This window comes from Paenibacillus sp. Lou8.1 (assembly GCF_024213565.1).
Lineage (GTDB): Bacteria > Bacillota > Bacilli > Paenibacillales > Paenibacillaceae > Paenibacillus > Paenibacillus polymyxa_B.
Window position 1 is genome coordinate 1 of sequence record NZ_JANAVN010000030.1, and the last position, 18,882, is coordinate 18,882.

Annotated in this window: 18 protein-coding genes; 8 read left to right on the forward strand and 10 right to left on the reverse strand. The window is 44.7% G+C overall.

Annotated features, from left to right (window positions below):
- Positions 1–147: 147 nt before the first annotated feature.
- The 4 genes from NLX78_RS26030 to NLX78_RS26045 all read right to left on the reverse strand — a co-directional run bounded on the left by NLX78_RS26030 (position 148) and on the right by NLX78_RS26045 (position 3,494).
- Positions 148–699, reverse strand: coding sequence for a PepSY domain-containing protein (locus NLX78_RS26030; RefSeq protein ID WP_250261952.1), 552 nt, complete (start codon positions 697–699; stop codon positions 148–150).
- 119 nt (positions 700–818) lie between these two features.
- On the reverse strand, positions 819–1,412 hold the full coding sequence (locus tag NLX78_RS26035) for a PepSY domain-containing protein (RefSeq protein ID WP_061831414.1): 594 nt from the start codon (positions 1,410–1,412) through the stop codon (positions 819–821).
- Between the two features lie 22 nt (positions 1,413–1,434).
- Positions 1,435–2,796: a sensor histidine kinase gene (locus NLX78_RS26040; RefSeq protein WP_069291541.1), complete on the reverse strand. Its 1,362-nt coding sequence runs from the start codon at positions 2,794–2,796 to the stop codon at positions 1,435–1,437.
- A complete protein-coding gene (locus NLX78_RS26045; RefSeq protein WP_069291542.1) occupies positions 2,793–3,494 on the reverse strand; it encodes a response regulator transcription factor in 702 nt (233 codons plus the stop codon). The genes NLX78_RS26040 and NLX78_RS26045 overlap by 4 nt, the downstream gene beginning before the upstream one ends.
- A gap of 327 nt (positions 3,495–3,821) precedes the next feature.
- Here NLX78_RS26045 and NLX78_RS26050 point away from each other — a divergent pair, with 327 nt between their 5' ends.
- From NLX78_RS26050 to NLX78_RS26080, 7 genes are all read left to right on the forward strand, one after another.
- Positions 3,822–4,517, forward strand: a complete 696-nt coding sequence (locus tag NLX78_RS26050; protein WP_235307895.1) for an AroM family protein — start codon at positions 3,822–3,824, stop codon at positions 4,515–4,517.
- Between the two features lie 26 nt (positions 4,518–4,543).
- A complete protein-coding gene (locus NLX78_RS26055) occupies positions 4,544–5,494 on the forward strand; it encodes an aminopeptidase (RefSeq protein ID WP_254351885.1) in 951 nt (316 codons plus the stop codon).
- Positions 5,495–5,510: 16 nt separating this feature from the next.
- Positions 5,511–6,137 carry an aspartate/glutamate racemase family protein gene (locus NLX78_RS26060; protein WP_250261947.1) on the forward strand — a complete coding sequence of 209 codons (627 nt, stop codon included), beginning with the start codon at positions 5,511–5,513 and terminating at the stop codon, positions 6,135–6,137.
- Positions 6,138–6,395: 258 nt separating this feature from the next.
- Entirely contained in the window at positions 6,396–7,931 is a 1,536-nt protein-coding gene (locus NLX78_RS26065) for a PucR family transcriptional regulator (protein ID WP_254351886.1), read from the forward strand.
- A gap of 33 nt (positions 7,932–7,964) precedes the next feature.
- Positions 7,965–8,651, forward strand: coding sequence for a response regulator transcription factor (locus NLX78_RS26070; RefSeq protein ID WP_254351887.1), 687 nt, complete (start codon positions 7,965–7,967; stop codon positions 8,649–8,651).
- Positions 8,648–10,231, forward strand: a complete 1,584-nt coding sequence (locus NLX78_RS26075) for a sensor histidine kinase (protein WP_254351888.1) — start codon at positions 8,648–8,650, stop codon at positions 10,229–10,231. Before NLX78_RS26070 ends, NLX78_RS26075 begins: the two co-directional genes overlap by 4 nt.
- 122 nt (positions 10,232–10,353) lie before the next feature.
- Positions 10,354–11,535 (forward strand): TolB-like translocation protein, encoded by a 1,182-nt coding sequence (locus NLX78_RS26080; protein WP_254351889.1) that lies wholly within the window; start codon positions 10,354–10,356, stop codon positions 11,533–11,535.
- 139 nt (positions 11,536–11,674) lie between these two features.
- On the opposite strand, the gene NLX78_RS26085 is transcribed toward NLX78_RS26080, so the two are convergent.
- The 6 genes from NLX78_RS26085 to NLX78_RS26835 all read right to left on the reverse strand — a co-directional run bounded on the left by NLX78_RS26085 (position 11,675) and on the right by NLX78_RS26835 (position 17,677).
- Positions 11,675–13,117: a SpoVR family protein gene (locus NLX78_RS26085; RefSeq protein WP_254351890.1), complete on the reverse strand. Its 1,443-nt coding sequence runs from the start codon at positions 13,115–13,117 to the stop codon at positions 11,675–11,677.
- On the reverse strand, positions 13,114–14,280 hold the full coding sequence (yhbH, locus tag NLX78_RS26090; RefSeq protein ID WP_025723949.1) for a sporulation protein YhbH: 1,167 nt from the start codon (positions 14,278–14,280) through the stop codon (positions 13,114–13,116). Before yhbH ends, NLX78_RS26085 begins: the two co-directional genes overlap by 4 nt.
- A 358-nt stretch (positions 14,281–14,638) precedes the next feature.
- On the reverse strand, positions 14,639–14,962 hold the full coding sequence (locus NLX78_RS26095; protein WP_039269810.1) for an AzlD domain-containing protein: 324 nt from the start codon (positions 14,960–14,962) through the stop codon (positions 14,639–14,641).
- On the reverse strand, positions 14,959–15,684 hold the full coding sequence (locus NLX78_RS26100; protein ID WP_250261935.1) for an AzlC family ABC transporter permease: 726 nt from the start codon (positions 15,682–15,684) through the stop codon (positions 14,959–14,961). The genes NLX78_RS26095 and NLX78_RS26100 overlap by 4 nt, the downstream gene beginning before the upstream one ends.
- Positions 15,685–16,718: 1,034 nt before the next feature.
- Positions 16,719–17,168: a hypothetical protein gene (locus NLX78_RS26105; protein ID WP_254351891.1), complete on the reverse strand. Its 450-nt coding sequence runs from the start codon at positions 17,166–17,168 to the stop codon at positions 16,719–16,721.
- A 65-nt stretch (positions 17,169–17,233) separates the two neighbouring features.
- Positions 17,234–17,677 (reverse strand): TniQ family protein, encoded by a 444-nt coding sequence (locus tag NLX78_RS26835; protein WP_367988836.1) that lies wholly within the window; start codon positions 17,675–17,677, stop codon positions 17,234–17,236.
- A gap of 508 nt (positions 17,678–18,185) precedes the next feature.
- Here NLX78_RS26835 and NLX78_RS26110 point away from each other — a divergent pair.
- The gene (locus tag NLX78_RS26110; RefSeq protein ID WP_254351892.1) at positions 18,186–18,563 is read left to right on the forward strand and encodes a hypothetical protein; all 378 of its coding nucleotides are present in this window, start codon (positions 18,186–18,188) and stop codon (positions 18,561–18,563) included.
- Positions 18,564–18,882 lie beyond the last annotated feature (319 nt).

Consider the following 18,882-nt stretch of genomic DNA (forward strand, 5'->3'; position numbering starts at 1 on the left):
ATATAACATTAACGCGGTGTCGTCTTAAATAAAATGAACATAAAAAAAGCTGTCGAGACTTTCTCGACAGCCTGACGGAGCAGCGAAAGTTCGCTGCTCCGTTTTAATTAGCTCTGTACTTAGTTACCCTAATTATGATCTGGGTAATTAATATTCGTTGTCATCATCATCGTCGTCTGTATCCACGATTGCGCCAGATGATGCATGGATATCAAGCTCAACGGTTCCTTCGTTGGTGAGTACCTTTACCTCGTAGATGAATTGTCCATCTTCCTTATCCAATTTAGAAGACAAAAGGGTACTCCCGGGCACGTGCTTAAGCGCGATTTGTCCAGCCTGCTTTTCAGTCAGGGTGATGTGATTTGGCTTGTTAAGGGAGGACTCGTTATTAGAGTCATGATCAAGCTCAGAATGGGAACGGATGGTTTTCCCGGTATGAGCATCAATATCTATATCCCAATCTTTATCCCCTTGCTGGAGATCCACCTCATAGTAGACTTTTCCGTTCTTGCGCTCCAGTTCGACATCTTCAACTTGTGCATTATTCCCCACAGCCTTCTTGGCAATGTTGGCAGCGGCGGTCGCTCCAATAAGGCCCGTAGGTTTAGCGGCCCATACGGCATTCGCTGAGACACCCGTAACCGTAACTCCAAGCAGAACCGTAGCTGCCATAATTCCTAATGTATAGTTTTTTTTCATTACATTATTCCTCCTTGTGCTATAAGCATGAATACAGCTTATCTCTTGAACATGAGAGGAACATAATAGAATCATGAGAAAACCATGAGAAAACATGAGCTGAGATGATCATCAAGTCGTCATGATTCGTCGTGCTCCTGTTTTGCTTTTTCCCACGTTATAGAGTCGATAGAGCCCGATACTGCATTGACCTGTACCACTGCTTCACGCCCATTTTTCACCTCAACCTCAACCAGATAATAGAGGCCTTTGTCGTTGCGGTGAAGCTCAATATCATCGGATGTTCCGTTAACTGCTTTGGCAGCAAGCTTGGCTGCTTCTTTCTCTGTAATAACGAGAGAAACCGGGTCAGGTTTATTAGCTGGATTCGATGTGTCTCTGGTTGGTGAGTTACCGGGATTGTGGTCTTGGGGCTCCTGCTTCACATCTGTATAAGCTTGTGTCCGCTTAATGGAGTCGATGACACCGTCATAGGCATTGGCTTTTATATCGTACTTCCCTTTGGCGCGTTCCAGCCTGATCAGATAAAAATCACCCAAGCGTTGGGATTCGAGCACCTCGCCGGGATACTGATGCAAAACGGATTGGATGACGGCCTTTTCTTCCAATGGAGAAGCTGCTAACGACCGTGCCCAAGGCCACTGTAAAAGACAAATTGTAATCAATACAGCCGCCAGCGTACCCCCAATCATCCACACATAGATGGCTTTCATCGTTATTCCCTCCTTTGGCTTATTATTTTGGAACGGTAGGGAGGATGATCGTTGCCGTTGTTCCGCTCCCCTCTACACTTTCTAGCCCAATTTGAGCATGTATAGCTTGTGCAATTCCTGTAGCCAATGATAAGCCTAGTCCAGTCCCACCTTCCTCGCGGCTTCTGGCTTCATCCACACGATAGAAGCGGTCGAATACTTTAGATAACTTTTCTTCTGGGATTCCAATTCCTTGATCTGTGATTCTTATGCAGGGTTGAGCTGTATCGCCTATCGTATCAATCATCAGGTGTATCGACTCGTCACTGTATTTGCGTGCATTATCCAAAAAGATAAATAGGAGCTGCTTCAGCTTATTTTCATCGGTATAGCCAATGCAGTCTGCCTGTACATCCAGTTGAATTTGTCGGGCGAACGCATTTTCAAATGTAGCCTTTAATTCTGTCGCTATTCTGGTCAGGCGTACAGGCTCCAGCACGACATTCCACTGTTCTTCGTTTCTGGCCAACAGAAGAAGCTGCTCTGCCATGTCCTTCATTCGGATCGCCTCGGAATGGATCGCTTCAACGGATTCGGCAAAAATCTTGGGATGCTGCAACCCCCGCCGTTTGAGCAGGCTGGCATAACTTTCAATAATGGTGAGCGGCGTCTTCAATTCATGGGACGCATTAGATACAAATTGTTCTTGCCTGACGAAATTTCGCTCCAGCAGTTCAATCATGTCATTAAATGTTTCACCCATTTCGACCAGTTCGTCGCGTGATGATGAATGGAGCGGAAGACGTTTAAATTTCCCGCTGCGCTGAATTTCTTTCATCGTGCTAATCATAGATGCAATTGGACGTGTAATCAGTCTGCCGAGCAGTCTTCCCGATACCACGACAGGAATGAGCGCAATTCCAGTGACAGCAACAAGTACGATTCTGAGTACCTGTAGCGTCTGCATCGTCGGTTGCAGACTTTCGGTCACCTGGAGATTGACAACCTCGCCATTGGTCCAAATCATGGGGAGCGATACAAGAATGTAACGGTTGCTTTCATAGGTAATGATGCGAACCTGCCGTGTTTCATCAAAAACGCCCTTCATCAAGCTAAGAGATTGCTCGGAAGAAGAGGTGATAGGGGGAAGAAAGTCGCCTTCTGGTTTCATTAGCCGAAGCATGCCATCCAGCGGTACATAGGCTCGGAGAAGATCCTCAGCGGCTACGGATACCGGAGCACGTTGAATCCCACGAATCATGTTTTCTGCTGCGGCCTCTACCTGGTCTTTTCGACTGTCTATCGAAAGTTGGCTGAATAGGAAATAGACTGAGAAGTTAATGGCCACAAGTAAAATCCCGAATAATAACGAGGTATACGTATGGATTTTGTTTTGTAGCTTCATAAGGATTCCTTCAGAACATAACCAATTCCACGTACAGTATGGATCAGCTCAGGGAGCTGGCGCGTAGGGTCGATTTTATTGCGCACGTAGCGAATATACACATCGACCACATTGGTATCGCCCATATAATCTATGCCCCATACATTCTCCAGTAATTGTTCACGGCTAAGTACCTGCCGCTGGTGTCTGAGTAAATGAACGAGCAAGTCAAACTCTCGCGGTGTAAGCTCAATGTTGTGCTCTCCCCGAAGAACTTCGCGAGTACCTTCATGGAGACGTAAATCCCCGGCACTAAGCCATTTATCTACCACTTGTGGAGCCGTGTCTTTCGTTGCACCCACTCTGAGTGCGGCCCGTACACGTGCAAGCAGCTCTTCGATCACAAACGGTTTGGTAACATAATCATTGGCTCCCAAATCGAGTCCCTCGACCTTATCTGCAATGGAACTTTTAGCCGTCAGCAAAATGACAGGAACGTTCGCATCATGCTTACGAATCCTCCGAAGTAGCTCGATGCCATTGAGACCGGGAATCATAATATCCAACAACACTAGGTCCCAATTGCCTTTGCAATACGTCTCCAGCCCATCAATTCCGTTTTTTTCTTTACATACTTGATAGCCTTCAAATTGAAGTTCAATCTCTAGAAGCCGGGCAATCTTTTCTTCGTCTTCTACGATCAAAATAGATTGTTTCATGATCATGCCCTCCTGTAGGCGAATAGCCGATACGGAAGTATTTTAGCATATACGGACAGGTAAGACACTTCAAAGCGCAGGGCAGTGAGGGAAGAGATATTTATACTGCGTTATATTTCTTGACATTAAAAGAGGGATAAAATGTAATAATAGCGCTATGATTTTGTTTTTTTATCCTTTATGCACAACAAATAAGCCTTTGTTTTGGTCAGAACGAACATTGTTTATGTTAGGAAAGTTGCAGTAACATAAGTTAAAACTATTCACCAGAACCGAAATAAGGGCAGACCGCGGGCTTGCCCTTTGTCGCCAGGAGCGTAAAATAAAATGAAGCGAAAGCAGGGGTTCAAAATGTATAAGCTTGGGATGATTACGATTGGGCAAGCCCCTCGGTCAGATGTGGCCCCTATCGTAGAAAGGGCATTGGAAGGACGGGCAGAGCTGGTACAGGCCGGTGCGCTGGATGGGCTCTCATTGGACTATATACAACAGCATCTATCACCGTCACCGGGAGAATATGTATTAACCTCGCGCTTGACGACCGGGGAGTCGGTGGTCATTTCACGCGAAAAAATCCAGCCGCTGCTCCAGGAAAAAATCACACATTTGGAGGAGCAAGGCATACGTACGATTTTGCTACTCTGTACCGGTGTGTTTCCTGGATTACATACCCAAAGCGCTTTTCTAATTGAGCCAGATCAAGTGCTTCCTCCTGTACTAAAGGCCATGTCCAGCGGAAGAAGACTGGGTCTCATTGGACCGCTCGAAGAACAGAAGAATAACCTCAAGCTTAAATTCAGTCCTTATGGATTGAATCCAGAGTTTGCGGCGGCCTCGCCTTACAGTGGCAGTGAGGAAGAATTTTGCCGAGCAGCCGGACAGTTCAAGAATCAAGCCGATCTGATCGTGCTGGATTGCATGGGCTATACGGAAACGCATCGAGAGCTAGCGGCGCATTACTCAGGGATTCCCGTTGTATTGTCCAATGCCTTGATTGGCAAACTGGTATCGGAAATGGTGTAAGGAGCTAAAAATTGGAGGTAAGAACTATGAGTCAACAACGTATTGAAATCAGTAAAAATGTATTGCAAAAATGTTTGGGACTTACCGCTGGGGAGACGCTTCTGGTCGTAACCGACGATGATAAAAAAGAATTGGGCGAGTCCATATATGAGGCTGGCAAGGCACTGGGGGCAGAAGCAGCTATTTTGACGATGAAGGTTCGTTCCAAATCGGGCGAGGAGCCTCCAGTCCCTGTTGCCGAAGCCATGCTTCGCTCCAACGTTGTTGTATGTGTCACCCGGTATTCGCTGACACATACAAGTGCCCGTAAGCAGGCCGCAGCTGCTGGAGCACGCCTGGCGACCATGCCTGGTATGACAGACGATATGTTCATGAATGGAGCAATCGCTGCTGATTATCTGAAGGTCAAGGCGCTGACCGAAGAGGTAACCGCATTGCTGACTGCTGCCAAGCAGGTACGGATTGAAAAGGATGGATATAGCCTGAACTTTACCATAGAAGGGCGCAACGGCGTTCCCAGCACAGGTATGTATTTGAATCCTGGCGAATCGGGCAATCTGCCTTCCGGTGAAGCGTATATTGCTCCACTGGAAGGCACGGCACAGGGTCAGATTGTGGTGGACGGTTCTGTAGCAGGAATCGGTGCTTTAAAAGAGCCGCTGCTGCTGACGGTGCAAAATGGCAGATTAATCGCCGCAGAAGGTGAAGCCGGACAGTCCCTGTTGGATATGCTCGGCGAAGGCGATGGTAGAATGCTGGCCGAATTTGGTATTGGAACGAATGATAAAGCCCGCATTACAGGTGTTGTGTTAGAGGACGAGAAAGTGTATGGCACGATTCATGTCGCTTTTGGCAGTAATAATACCTTCGGGGGAACTGTCGCTGCGGGTGTACATATTGACGGAGTCGTACAAAAACCGGATGTATATCTGGATGGTCGTCTGATGATGAAGGCTGGTCAGTTGCTAGAGAGATAAAAGGGAGGAAGTTATCATGCTTGGAATGATCAGAGTGCTTACCATGCAGGACAAAGCAGCTATCGACCTTCACGGCCGGGTCATTGAGCAGCGCTACGGGCTGCCTGTCACCAGTGTATGTATCCCTGATCAGCCGAAAGGAATCTACGATGATATCACAGACCGGGAAGCGGTGCCTAAAATTGTGCTTGCGGCGCAACAACTCGTTGAACAAGGCTGTACGTCTATCGGTATTAGCTGCGCGGCTGATCCGGCGCTAGAGGAAACTCGTCAAGCTGTATCTGTACCTGTATACGGGGCGGGGTCTTGTGCGGCACTCTTGGCTCTGACATCGGCCAGCCGTGTAGGCGTGTTGACCATTTTGGAGGAGGCTCCGCCGCTGATTCGCCACATTTTGGGCAATTCCTATATCGGTACAGAACGTCCCATAGGTGTGCAGACGACACTGGACTTGAACACTCCACAAGGTAAAGAGGCGGCTATGGCAGCAGCGTTGCGGCTTCAGGAGAAGGGAGCTGAGGTCATCGTACTTGCCTGCACAGGTTTTGTAACGATGAACTTTGCGCCAGAGCTGGAGCGTACACTGGGTATTCGGGCTATTGATCCGATTGTGGCGTTGGGTGCAGCCGTGTCGGTACACTAGCCGCCACTTCGTGTGAAGAACAAGCAGGATAGTTCTTAAACCTCATTATAAATAGTTGAATATTAAAATAAACCGCCTTTTCCAGAAAAGGGCGGTTTATTTAGGTTCCATTGAGCTCCTAAAGATAGGAATGGGCTGGTGTGGATAGACTTGACCAAGCGGTAAAAGGTTTTGTTTTGTACACTTTTTTGGTACACTATCCTGAAAATTAGATGAAGTAAGGATTTTGCAAAATAAATAGCAGGGTGGTCTGTCTTTATGAAAATACCGGGTGTAACAGTTCAAGAGCTCATGGCAATACCCGTGTTGAAGGAGGCGAAGGTATTAAGCGGAGAACAGGGGCTAAGCCGGGTTGTCCGGTTTATTGACATTATGGAAGTCCCTGACCTGAAAGGCTGGGTCCGGGAAGGTGTATTGTTGATGACAACGGCTTATTCGATCCGTCATGAGCCTGAGGTATTGTGCCAAATTATTCAATTACTGCATCAGGGCGGAGCGGCGGCGCTTGTGATCAAGCCTACCCGCTTTCTCACGGGAATTCCTCACAGTGCGCTGGAAGAAAGCAATGCCTGCGGCCTTCCTGTGATTGAGATTCCAGCCGATATTCCCTATACGGATATTACGCAGCGTGTCATGGATATGGTGTTGAACCGACAGGCAGAGCTGCTGCGACGTTCGGAAGAAATCTATCGAACGTTAACGACGATGGTGCTGGAGAACAGTGGCATACAGGCTGTAAGCGATAATATAGCAGAGCTTTTTAAAGCTCCGGTTGCTTTGATTGATAATGGAGGTCAAGCCATTGTCACTTCACCACAAGAATGGGATTGGACGATGGTACAAGATGCTCGTCATTTTCCCATTAGCGTAGATAAACGTACAGTTGCCAAGTTGGTCATTGCCCGCAATGAACTGGATGATATGGAGCAGGTTGGTATTGAGCAGGCACGGCTGGTGATGGCGTTGGAACTCATGCGTGAAAAGGCGGTAGAAGATACGGAAAGCCGACTACGGGGGAACTTTATAGATGAGCTAATGACACCTCCGTTGCCGTTGCGGCATGAGGTTGAGCGGAGAGGTCGTCAATTGGGATTCAACCCGGAATATGACTGGGAGGTGGCTGTACTGGAAAGTGCTGCGGCTCCGCAAGAAGAGATTCTTTCCGGGCTACTGAGTATGGAATCGACCCGACGGCGTGTGGTGTCTCATATTGAGTTTCGTTCAAATCGGGCGATATTATTTCTGCCAACTCTTCAGCCGAATGATCACCAGAATGTACCTGGCTCTGATCAGGAAATGTCCTGGAGTGATACGCTGAAAAACTGGTCGACTGAAAAGGCCTGGGGTACCGCCGATTATTATTTAGGCATCGGAAGTGCCAAAAAGTTATGGGAGCTGCTGCAAAGCTACAATGAGGCACGTCGTGCCATTACTGTAGCTCAGCGGCTGTATCCTGATCAACGTGTATGCAAATACAGCGATATAGAGATGCACTATATGCTTGGAGAAGCGATGGACAAAGAGGAATTTTCAAATGTATTTGAACGCAAGCTGGGGAGACTTCAGCAATATGATCGCTCACATGGCAGTGACTTACTCAAAACGTTATTTTATTATTTGGAAAACAGAGGCAGTCTGGTAGATACAGCCAATTATCTTTTTATACATCGTAACTCAGTAAAATACAGATTAGAACGGATACGCGACATGACAGATTTTGATCTTAATGATCCACGTGAGCAGTTTATATGTCATACATGTCTGATTCATTATTATTTGCGGGAACATAGGTAGCTGGAGTGTTTTTTTATGCAGGGAGGGCAGGACATGGATAAAAAAGTACTGATAGCGGACGATGAGGCGAGCATTCGAAATGCGCTGGCTTATGCATTAAAGCGAGAGGGTTTTTTGGTGGAAACCGCCGTTGACGGGGAGGACGCCTTGGAAAAAGTGCGTTTGTTCCATCCAGATGTGCTCATACTGGATGTGATGATGCCCAAACTGGGTGGATATGAGGTGTGCCGCCGTCTGGAAAATCGGAAGGGCATCGGTATTTTACTGCTGACGGCCAAAAACGATATCGTTGATAAGGTACTCGGGCTGGAGCTGGGTGCGGACGATTTTATGAGCAAACCGTTTGACCTGAGGGAGCTGCTCGCTCGTATTAAAGCATTGGTACGGAGACTGGAGCGAGAAGGAGCGCCTGCCCCGGAAGGAACAGAAGTGGTCCTCGGCCCATTACGGGTACGTCCGTCCAGCCGAACAGCTGAACTTGGAGCCATAGCGCTGGATCTGACCCCCAAGGAGTTTGATGTGCTGGCGCTGTTGGTGTCTCATGCCGGGAGGGTATATACACGGGACGAGCTGCTGGAGCAGGTATGGAGCTTCGATTATGTGGGCGGAACGCGTACGGTGGATATTCATATCCAGCGTTTGCGCAAGAAGCTTGAGCCACACCAGGCGATATTGCAGACCGTGTATGGTATCGGCTATAAGGCAGAGAAATTGACGTGAACGAACATCATTCACTCCATCAGCAAGGAAGCTTGCGGTCCACCGACCAACAGAAGCGCAAACGCAAACCTACAGGCTTGAGCCTGCGTTGGAAATTTCCGCTGGTACTGGCGGCTTTGCTGCTGTTTACTGTCGGTGTGCTGAGCTGGCTCGTGCTTACTGGTATTCGCGCTAACCAGACAGATCAAATGGAACGCAGCTTAAAGCGTCAGGCCGAAATTGTAGAAATGCGTGTAAAACAGTCTTACCTGTTGGGAGTGCGCCAATCACCGGAAGACTTTATGAAGAAGCAGGCACCTGGGCTCGCAGTGGAACTGGGCGTATCCAGTAATATGCGTGTTATTTTATATGATGGTCAGGGGCATGAGGTTGGCAATTCTCTACCGCTGGCTTTTAGAACAGATGTCAGCCAGGCGCTCTCCTATGCGATCCAAGGCAAAATTGCGTATATTACGGAAGGAAGCGCAATCACTTATTTGGCTCCGCTTCAAGGTCCAGACGGCTTACTGGGAGTGGTACAGCTTCACAGCTCAATAGAAGCGCAGCAGCAGTTCTACCGGGCCATTGCCCACTTGTTTCTATGGACGGGGGGTGTGGTGCTGGTATTGAGCTTTATTTTGGGTTTAGGCTATGTTAGCCGCCAGACGAGGGACATCGGACGACTGACTCGGGCTTCCGAACAGATATCGGCAGGGCATTATCCAGAAGTCAGACTGCTGCGGCGGCAGGATGAACTGGGAAGACTGGATGAAGGAATGCTCCAAATGAGTCATGTGATCCGGAAGAGCATTACCGCGCTGGAAAACGAAAAGCTCCGGCTGGAAGAAGCGGTTCAGCGCTTGAGAGAGCTAGAGCAGCAGCAAAAATCTTTTATTGGAAATATAAGCCATGAACTAAAGACCCCATTAACGTCTATTCAAGCTTATGCTGATTTACTGGATATGTATGGGGATGATCCTGAACTGGTGCGTGAAGCGAGAGAAAGCATCAGTAAGGAAACAAAACGGTTGTACGAGCTTGTCGAGGACTCGCTGCGGCTATCTGTGCTGGATAAATATGATTTTGAATTGCATACGGAGGCTGTGGAACTGCATTCGTTACTGGAAGATGCAGGGAGCCGTATTCGAGGAAAAGCGGCCGCGCGTAGACTGAATTTTTCGATAGATACCGTTCCTACCCAGGTGTGGGGAGACCCTAAGCATCTGATGCATATTGTACTGAATTTGCTGGATAATGCAGTGAAGTACAATCGGGGCGGTGGATGGATTACGTTATCGAATCGGGTAGAACAGGACACCGTGATTGTGTGTATACGCAATTCCGGTCCATGGATTCCTAGGGAGCAATGGAACATGATTTTTGAGCCGTTCGCTACCTTAAGTCGTGATCGATCTCGTCAGGACAGCGGTACCGGACTCGGTCTTCCTCTGGCGCGAAGATTGGCGGAGCGCATGGGGGGAGAGTTGCAGCTTACAGCTTCAGATCATAGTGGGTTGGAAAATGGCAACGGCCATACGAATGAAAGTGGTAATGAATTTTCGCTTAGACTCCCCCTCTTGGTTCACGATAGCGCCCTGTAAACGGTCGATTGTTACCACAGGGCTAGAATGATGTCTTGTTTACAATTTGGAAACAATTCGATGTATTCATGAGATGTTCGGCTATTAAACTGGGGGTATCGTTAACAAGGAGGCCGTTGTATATGATAAAGAAAAACATAGACAGCTATAGGCATAAGAACGGCTTCTCTCATCGCGAAGATTCCCGTACCAGAGTTTTCAGTCAGAAAGCCACGGGGGTGCTCATGACCGGCTTAATCGCCGGGGGATTGCTCAGTGGTTGCGGCATGAAGAGCGCAGAAGAGACAAATCCAGCATTCGGTATGAAACCGGGCCAACAGCTTACTGTGATTGACACGGATGCAGCCCAGAAGCAAGTAACGGACGAGCTGGTGGTATCGTCTATCGACAGGCTGGGTGATGTCTACGCGAGGTCTTGGCTGAGCGACGAAGAGCTGATTGTCGAGCGTAAAACCCAGCTGTGGATTCATAATGTAGAGACAAACAAGGAGCGGATTTTAACACCAGGTCGTAAGGCTCCACAGTTACTTGCTGTGGTATCACCGGATCAGCGCCATGTCTTTTTTACTGAAGGTAGCACCAGCAGCAAATATGATATCCAGGGCTACATTTTGGAACTAAGCAGTGGTAAGGTTACATCGATTGGCAAGCTGGATATGACTAACGAAGTGAGCTGGAGCGATGAGAATGATCTCATTACAGGCACACCGGATGGTAAAATCCAGCTGATTGGTCTGGACGGCAAAGCTGAAGAATTGAGTTTTCAAGATCCGAATCGCTCTGAATTGATGTCTCATGTCGAAAAAGTGGGTAACGCCATATTTTATACAGGCAGTGATAAACAAGGGTATCCGGTGCTGAATCGGTTCACTCTCAATCATCCTCAGGCTGTGACCATTGCAGAGGGTGCCATGTCCTTTGCCGTGTCGCCTGACGGTAAGTCTATTGCCATTGAAAAGCGAAAATGGAATACATCCGAACCAGCCCGTATGATCATTTTGGATGAACAGGGCAAAGAGAAAGGAATCGTCGGTCAAGGTACTTTAATGAGTCGTGGAAGCTGGTGCAGTGACGGGTCCAAGCTTGCTTTTTCCATTTATGATGAGGATCAGCAAGGCATGAGAGGGCTGTATGTGTTTGACCAGTCCACGGGTAAAACCACTCCGGTTACGACCGATATCCAATCCTATGACAGCCCAACGGTATGGAGCCCAGCCGCCCGGTTTTTATCCATGTATCAGAACATTTCGGAAGGTGGAAAACAGTTCAATCAAAGCTACATCGTCGAATTTAAGAGGAAGTAGTTTCTGGGAAAATATGTACATCCAGTCCGTAAGAAATGGTGATTGCTTAGAGCTGTTATTAAGTAAGTAGTAAAAAGGTGCATATCCGTTTTTTTGGAATGCACCTTTTTAAATTAGGATGGCTATTGATTTTATATATCTATACAAACTTGCGATGATGTTTCTTACCGTCATATGAAAATAAGGCGAGCTTACCCTCAATCATGGTTTCCAAATGAACGGTGCGCCCCCACAGCTGATATACATACGGAAGTGTGCGCTCCATATATTTTAAATCCAGCTCAATGCCTTCGTACTGGTGCTTGAGCTTCAACTCGCCCGTATGCAGGTAATCTCCATCCTCGACGACGATATAAGGGGAGCCTCCATTCACACGTGAAAACACGAGCTGATCCCGTATGTTTTCCCAGGATTTATCGGTAATTTTCCAATCGGGTCCCCGTTTCTCAAACACGTACAGATCCAAATCCTCTGTCAGTTTCTTGGTCATGTAATTGCGTATAAAAGAGGTGTCCGAGTCGAACTCTCGTACCTCGAACATTTTAGCTCGACCCTCGCCCGGTTTGCGTCCTTGTCGCTCTTGTTCCTCACGGGTTGGGTTATCCCATCGTTTTTCAATATCCTCAAATATTTTCAGCCCCAAATAGTACGGGTTTAGGCTTTGCTTGGAAGGCTGTACGACAGAAGCGTTCAGCATCGCAAATTCAACGGTTTCCTCCCCGGTCAAATCCAGTTCCCTTACAATCCGCTGGTGCCAATAGGAGGCCCAGCCTTCATTCATGATTTTGGTCTCCATTTGGGGCCAGAAATACAGCATTTCGTCCCGTAGCATCGTCATAATATCCCGCTGCCAGTCCTCCAGCACCTCCGAGAATTCTTGAATAAACCAGACGATATCTTTTTCAGGTTCTGGTGGGAACTTGCGTACCTTGATGCCCTCGGTCTCGGCGGGATCATGCTGCTTCACTGTGTCCAGTGACCACAGATCATCGTAAGGCCCAGGGGGACGGTGGCGTTTTCCGGGTTCTTTCTGCTCCCGAATTTTGAGCTCCATGTAGCGCTGCTTATCCAGATGCCTTGGTTTGATGATCTGTGGATCCACATGCTCTTGTATTGCCAGTACAGAGTCAATGAAGGATTCCACAGCCTTTGAACCGTATTCCATTTCATAGCTGTTGATTCGATCTGCTGTGGCCGACATACTCTCCACCATATTGCGATTAGAAGCTGAAAAGCGGGCGTTGTGTTTGAAAAAATCACAGTGTGCCAGCACATGGGCGACAATTAGTTTATTCTGCACCAAAGAATTTCCTTCCAGCAGGAAGGCATAGCAGGGATTGGAGTTAATGACCAGCTCATAGATTTTGCTCAATCCAAAATCGTACTGCATTTTCATCTTGTGAAACGTTTTTCCAAAACTCCAGTGGCTGAATCGCGTGGGCATACCATAGGCTCCGAACGTGTATACAATATCCGCCGGACAAATCTCATACCGCATCGGGTAGTAGTCGAGCCCGAATCCATCTGCAATCTCCATAATTTCTGATATCGCATATTCTAGCTCCTTCTGGTCGGTGCTCATCCCACCGTTCCCCCTTCCCGTTTGCGAAAAAAGGTACGTAAGGCTTGGTATACCTCACCTTTTTCCTTGATGACATAGTACATAAACTGATCCTTTTTAATATTCTTGTAGGCTGACATCAGCGTGCTGCTACGATTATATTGATTCACTTCTCCATAGCCGAACATATTGCTTCGCTTTATAAGTTCCTCGATTAGCTTCACACACCGCTCATTGTCCGAGGTCAGGTTATCGCCATCCGAGAAATGGAAGGGATATATATTGTAGCTGGAAGGAGGATATCGTTTGTCGATAATCTCTAGTGCTTTCAGATAAGCCGAAGAGCAGATCGTGCCGCCACTTTCCCCGCGGGTAAAAAATTCTTCCTCCGTAACCTCTTTAGCCTCGGTATGATGCGCGAGAAAGACAATTTCCACCTTTTCATACTGACGGCGCAAAAAGCGGGTCATCCAGAAAAAGAAGCTGCGAGCGCAATATTTTTCAAAAGAGCCCATCGAGCCTGATGTGTCCATCATGGCTATAATCACCGCGTTGGATTGGGGAATAGTCTTCTCTTCCCATGTTTTGTAGCGAAGATCGTCCGGACTAATATGATGAATGCCCGGTTTCCCTTCACGGGCGTTGCGGCGCAGATTTTCGAGAATGGTTCGTTTCTTGTCAATGTTCGCTTGCATGCCTTTTTTACGTATATCATTGAACACTATAGATTCAACCTCAATTTGATCCTTATCTTTTTGCTGTAAATTCGGTAATTCCATTTCCTCGAACAGCATATCTTCCAGTTCTTCTATGCTGACTTCCGTTTCCATAATATCGTGTCCCGGCTGGTCGCCGGCTTTCTCACCTTTACCAGGCTTCTGGGAGGCAGGATCACGTCCGATGACATCCCCCACCTGACTATCTCCATCCCCTTGGCCTACATGCTTTTGCTTTTGATAGTTATAAATGAAGCGATATTCATCCAGACTGCGAATCGGCACTTTAATAATCTGTTGACCGTCCGACATAATAATATTTTCTTCCGTTATCAGATCGGGTAGATTTTGCTTAATGACATCTTTGACCTTCTGCTGATGACGTTGCTGGTCCTGGTACCCTTTGCGATGCAGCGACCAATCTTCGCGGGATACGACGAATGAATATGGCTGGCGTGGTTCCGGCATTATTAGGCACCCCCCAAGTGGATACACGGCACAGTTTGGCCTTGTTGGTTATTAAGTATATTCACGGGGATGAACGATATGTGATGGAACTCGATTTAAATTCTGCCCGTTTGCTTTTATAATGAAAGTAAAAAATGTAAAAGAAGAATGGAGAACCTTGGGTTAATATTGATTGATTGTGCTTGAAGATATGCTTACTGATAGTAGAGGTATGCGTCAGATGCGTCAATTTACGGATTGCACATTCTTCGAGAACGTGGTTTTGAGGAAGAAGATCTGTCGCCCTCGTTAGTAAGGACGACAGGTGGATCATAAGAAATGGCAGATGCCCTCCTATTGTAGGAGGGCATTTTTATCTTCACCACAATAGTCGAACTACAGCCATACTCACAATACCGACAACGACGGTAGCCAGCAGGTTTTTGCTCCACAAGGCGGTCACTAGCGTAGGAAAGACAGCCATAAGTACTTGCCCATTAAGAGTGACTGAGGATTCGGTTCGGACGAGCAGATTTTCCATCACGAGGGCTGTGAATATGCAGATGGGAATATAGGAAAGCCATTGTAGCACTGGCTTGGGAAGCGCCAGTCTTTGCAGCACGACAAAAGGAATGATCCTTGGGATCGCCGTGACAATCATGGCACCGATAATGATATACAGGACATTGGGATTAATGCTCATTTGTCGGTTAACACTCCAATCGTTGCGGTGATCATGGTTGCTACAATGACGGAGATATGTGATGGCACCCACCAGGACAAAAGGTACATCAGAACAGCCATACATAGCACAAGCAGCAGACGATGCTTGAGTTTGGAGGTCTGGACACTTTGGAGCTGGGAAATAAGCAGGGCAAGGAACATCGCAGGCAAGGCAAAGTCCAGACCAAAAGCCTCCGGCCGGGAAATCCAGTTCCCGAGAACCCCTCCCGCCACACAGGATGCAATCCAAGCGAGATAAGCTGTAATATTAAGCCCGTTCATCCAGCGGTCACTGACCTGCCCGCCTTTAGCCAATTTATCCGACGCTACTCCAAAGGATTCGTCCGTCAAAAGAGCGCCGATGCCTATGTTTTTCCACAATGAATATTTAGAAAAGTAAGGAGCCAGCGACGCACTTAACAGCAGATGACGAGCATTCACAATGAATGTCGTTAAAATAATGACGGATGGAGGACTGGCTGCAGCCAGCATCGAGCACATAATAAACTGAGAGGCTCCGGCGTATACAAGCGCCGACATGAAGGCAATTTCCATGGTGCTAACCCCTGATGAGGCACCCACAATGCCTGCCGCGAACCCAATACATACATAACCAAGCAATGTAGGAATACAATCTTTAACCCCATGTAAAAAGCTGAGTGAATCGGGCTTCGTTCCGCTCAACTCCGAAGCTATGTACATTTTAACCTTACCCCCAGTGTATAAATTTATAATAGTATATAACGTAAGTTGTAAAGTATCAATATATTATACGTTTGTACGTTATATTGAATAATGTCTATAGCGAACACACAGGGAGAATGTCCGTTGTAATTAGTTTTGTCATTATATAGAATATGTTTTGTCATTAAACTTGAATTAGATGTCAGTGCCTGCGACCTTGATGGTTCAGGCATTTTTTACTTTCAGTTATTTATTTTCTTGATTAACGCTAACTTTTTTCGGCAACAATGGCTTATAAGAATGCAATTAAAACTTGATAATAAAATGTCATTTTAGAGGTGATAGCAGTGAACTGGGTCGGTAAAAGATCATGGTTACATGAGGATGAACTTTATTCAAGAGTCAAATGCCAGAATTAATAAATTGGTATATCCAAAGGAAAGAAGAAGTAACCCAAATAAATAAAAATTGAAACAGAACGTATAAGACTTGAGAATGCAATAACAGCCATATGTAAATTATATAAAGAAGGGGTTTCAATATCGCATCAAAGAATTACTGAAGAAACCGGTATAGAAAGAAAATATTATAGAGTACATTCTCTTACAACTATTATGAATTCAATAATTTATGATCTTTATAATTCAAAAATAACAGTGTATGAGCTCGAAGTGCTTTTGCAACAGAATAAAAGTGTTGAGGATTGGAAATCAATTTTTATTAAGCATTTAGCCTAATATCTAATTGAGCTAAAGCAACTTTGTCAATGTTTCGATATCGTTTAAGATTTACTTATAAACTATAATAATGTTTTCTTTAAGTATTAACTTTTATTATCAATTTTTAAAAAACTATGAGCAATTATTTTCTTAAGTGGCTTTTTTTAAATTATGAATTAATTGAAAGATATTGTACTTTTTCAAACTGTATGCGTGGAAGTAACCAGTAATTCATCTTCCTTTGATGCAGTAGCTGAAATATATAGATCAAACTCATTTCTTGATTTCTCGTCATATATATTATTACTTTTCTTTAAACATAAGCATGAAACATCAATTGAAAATCGATAAATCTTTTTTGATCGTACCTTCCTCACATTTTTGTAGTAAAAACGACCGATAAGCTCTTTCTAACCAAATAAATTCCGAGGATTGAACAAAAAACTCAAATTTTTTTAATCTAGGGTAAAAATTTCTGCTGCCTTTGTTTCTTGAAATAAAATCATTTAAAACAAAATAAAAGTTGTATGGGAAGTTTTTGTACATCCAATAAACATTTGCATAAGCAAGTGCCTCATCATAACCATTTTTGCGATGATTACTTTGATTATAAAAAGCTATAATAACACCTTCCTTCATTCCTATAAAATGCTTAGCACCAATTAACAAGTGAAAACTTCCATACGCCAATTTAAGATATTCAGAGAAACTATCAATATTCGGCAGAATTAAATTTTGGTTTAGCAATGCTTCATACATTCTTTTCTGAGATTCAAGAAGCAACGCATTTTGGCATATCTCAAAATTTGCATTCTCTAATTTGGAATTACAAGCTTCACATTCATTTCTTATAAAATTGCTATGAGTAATAGGTAAGAGCAAGTCGCGCAACAATCTTGCAATCTAGTTTTATGTATTAAACATAAATGTAAAGGGTGAATTCCCCAATGCAAACGATGATAGTGCTTTAAACTAATACAGACCGGACAGTATTTAATTTTATTTTTCAGTAATACTTTATTAAACCAATCACTGGTAATTAATCTGAGTCTCCAAGCATAAGTGTGCTTGTAATAAGGATAATTCTGTGTATTTGTTCTAATTGATAGGTTTTCAATTGCTGAAAGAGGAAAGTCACTGTTTACAGCCTGAGTATAGGATAAACCTAATTCCTTTATCAATGTGTTTGCAGAATTAAAACAATTTTTATATACCAGCCTAAAAAAATATCCTGATATACTTTCATCCTTTCTATGGTAGGTCGTAAAGGTAGATGATTGATTATATTGCACATCTTTTTTCTTCCTATCTTTATGAATGTTTTTTTAAAAACCATAAGACCATTCATTCAGCTCACTTCTCGCTCAGTATAAACATATTCCAAATAAATAATACCTACTATATAAAAATTTGATATGTTTATATAAATAATAATTTCCTTTTTGATTATAGATATATCCCAAAAAAGTACTTATGATTGATACAATTACTAAACATAGTCGGCCAAAGATTCGTAATTTCAAAAAAATTAAATTATCTCAAGAACTTGGTCAAAAAGCTGTTCTTATTTTCCATGAAAGTTTCTGACTTAAAAAGTTTCATGTGCTTCTACCTAAAGTATTCGATAAAAAATAACCGCTGTCCTCAGAAAGAGCAGCGGTTATTTTTTATCAATCATTATTGGATTAATTATTTTTATTCATGGCGGGGAATGGAATAGCGGATCAAAAGCTGATATCGAGTACGCCAATCGACGTTATGCAAAGGGGGGATATTACCGCTAACATTGATTATTCTCTCGTGAAAAGAAAAGCAATAGGGGGCACTATGAACAAGATGCTCGATGATTTTGAAGCAAGCATCAAACATATCAACGAAAAGACTACAGAACTTGGTTACCATGTAAATAAACTAGCCTTGTCTAACGCTTCCGATGGAGAGTTGGGTTATTCTTACGAAGTCTGGTTCCAGCGTCTTTTAGCTCAGCACGTTCGTAAATACGCTTTGACTGAAGGTTATGAATGTTTCTCCCCGTCGAAACGCCGCGCTGTGAAGCCTCAAAGATTCATGGTACATATACAGTATATAATGAAGAAAAAAATTCAAAAGTATATGAGGAGTACAGTAATAGAATTGATTTTGATAAGTCACTTACTAATTTGTATAATTTACATGTAGTAATCAGGAAACCTAAATGATATATTATTTATCCGGCCGTAAGATAGGCTGTGATGCAATGGTTAGATGGACTTCAAAAATTCAAGGGATCACCTACAGGTATTATTTACCAGTAGTATGGATCGAAAAAGTATGATATATTATTTGTCCGGCCCAAGAAAAGCCAAAAGAATGTTTGATCTTTGAAAACTGAACAACGAGTGAGTAAAACGATTTTGTTCGCAAAATCAAACAAGAGATATTTTTATCTCGTCAGTTTCAACATGAGCTTATCGCTCTTTCTATAAACCAGCTTCGGTTGGTCTTTAATGGAGAGTTT

Excerpts from the sequence above, each read along its gene's own strand:
- NLX78_RS26030 (WP_250261952.1), bottom strand. The coding sequence starts at position 699 with ATGAAAAAAAACTATACATTAGGAATTATGGCAGCTACGGTTCTGCTT.
- NLX78_RS26035 (WP_061831414.1), bottom strand. The coding sequence starts at position 1,412 with ATGAAAGCCATCTATGTGTGGATGATTGGGGGTACGCTGGCGGCTGTA.
- NLX78_RS26040 (WP_069291541.1), bottom strand. The coding sequence starts at position 2,796 with ATGAAGCTACAAAACAAAATCCATACGTATACCTCGTTATTATTCGGG.
- NLX78_RS26045 (WP_069291542.1), bottom strand. The coding sequence starts at position 3,494 with ATGAAACAATCTATTTTGATCGTAGAAGACGAAGAAAAGATTGCCCGG.
- NLX78_RS26050 (WP_235307895.1), top strand. The coding sequence starts at position 3,822 with ATGAAGCGAAAGCAGGGGTTCAAAATGTATAAGCTTGGGATGATTACG.
- NLX78_RS26055 (WP_254351885.1), top strand. The coding sequence starts at position 4,544 with ATGAGTCAACAACGTATTGAAATCAGTAAAAATGTATTGCAAAAATGT.
- NLX78_RS26060 (WP_250261947.1), top strand. The coding sequence starts at position 5,511 with ATGCTTGGAATGATCAGAGTGCTTACCATGCAGGACAAAGCAGCTATC.
- NLX78_RS26065 (WP_254351886.1), top strand. The coding sequence starts at position 6,396 with ATGAAAATACCGGGTGTAACAGTTCAAGAGCTCATGGCAATACCCGTG.
- NLX78_RS26070 (WP_254351887.1), top strand. The coding sequence starts at position 7,965 with ATGGATAAAAAAGTACTGATAGCGGACGATGAGGCGAGCATTCGAAAT.
- NLX78_RS26080 (WP_254351889.1), top strand. The coding sequence starts at position 10,354 with ATGATAAAGAAAAACATAGACAGCTATAGGCATAAGAACGGCTTCTCT.
- NLX78_RS26085 (WP_254351890.1), bottom strand. The coding sequence starts at position 13,117 with ATGAGCACCGACCAGAAGGAGCTAGAATATGCGATATCAGAAATTATG.
- yhbH (WP_025723949.1), bottom strand. The coding sequence starts at position 14,280 with ATGCCGGAACCACGCCAGCCATATTCATTCGTCGTATCCCGCGAAGAT.
- NLX78_RS26095 (WP_039269810.1), bottom strand. The coding sequence starts at position 14,962 with ATGAGCATTAATCCCAATGTCCTGTATATCATTATCGGTGCCATGATT.
- NLX78_RS26100 (WP_250261935.1), bottom strand. The coding sequence starts at position 15,684 with ATGTACATAGCTTCGGAGTTGAGCGGAACGAAGCCCGATTCACTCAGC.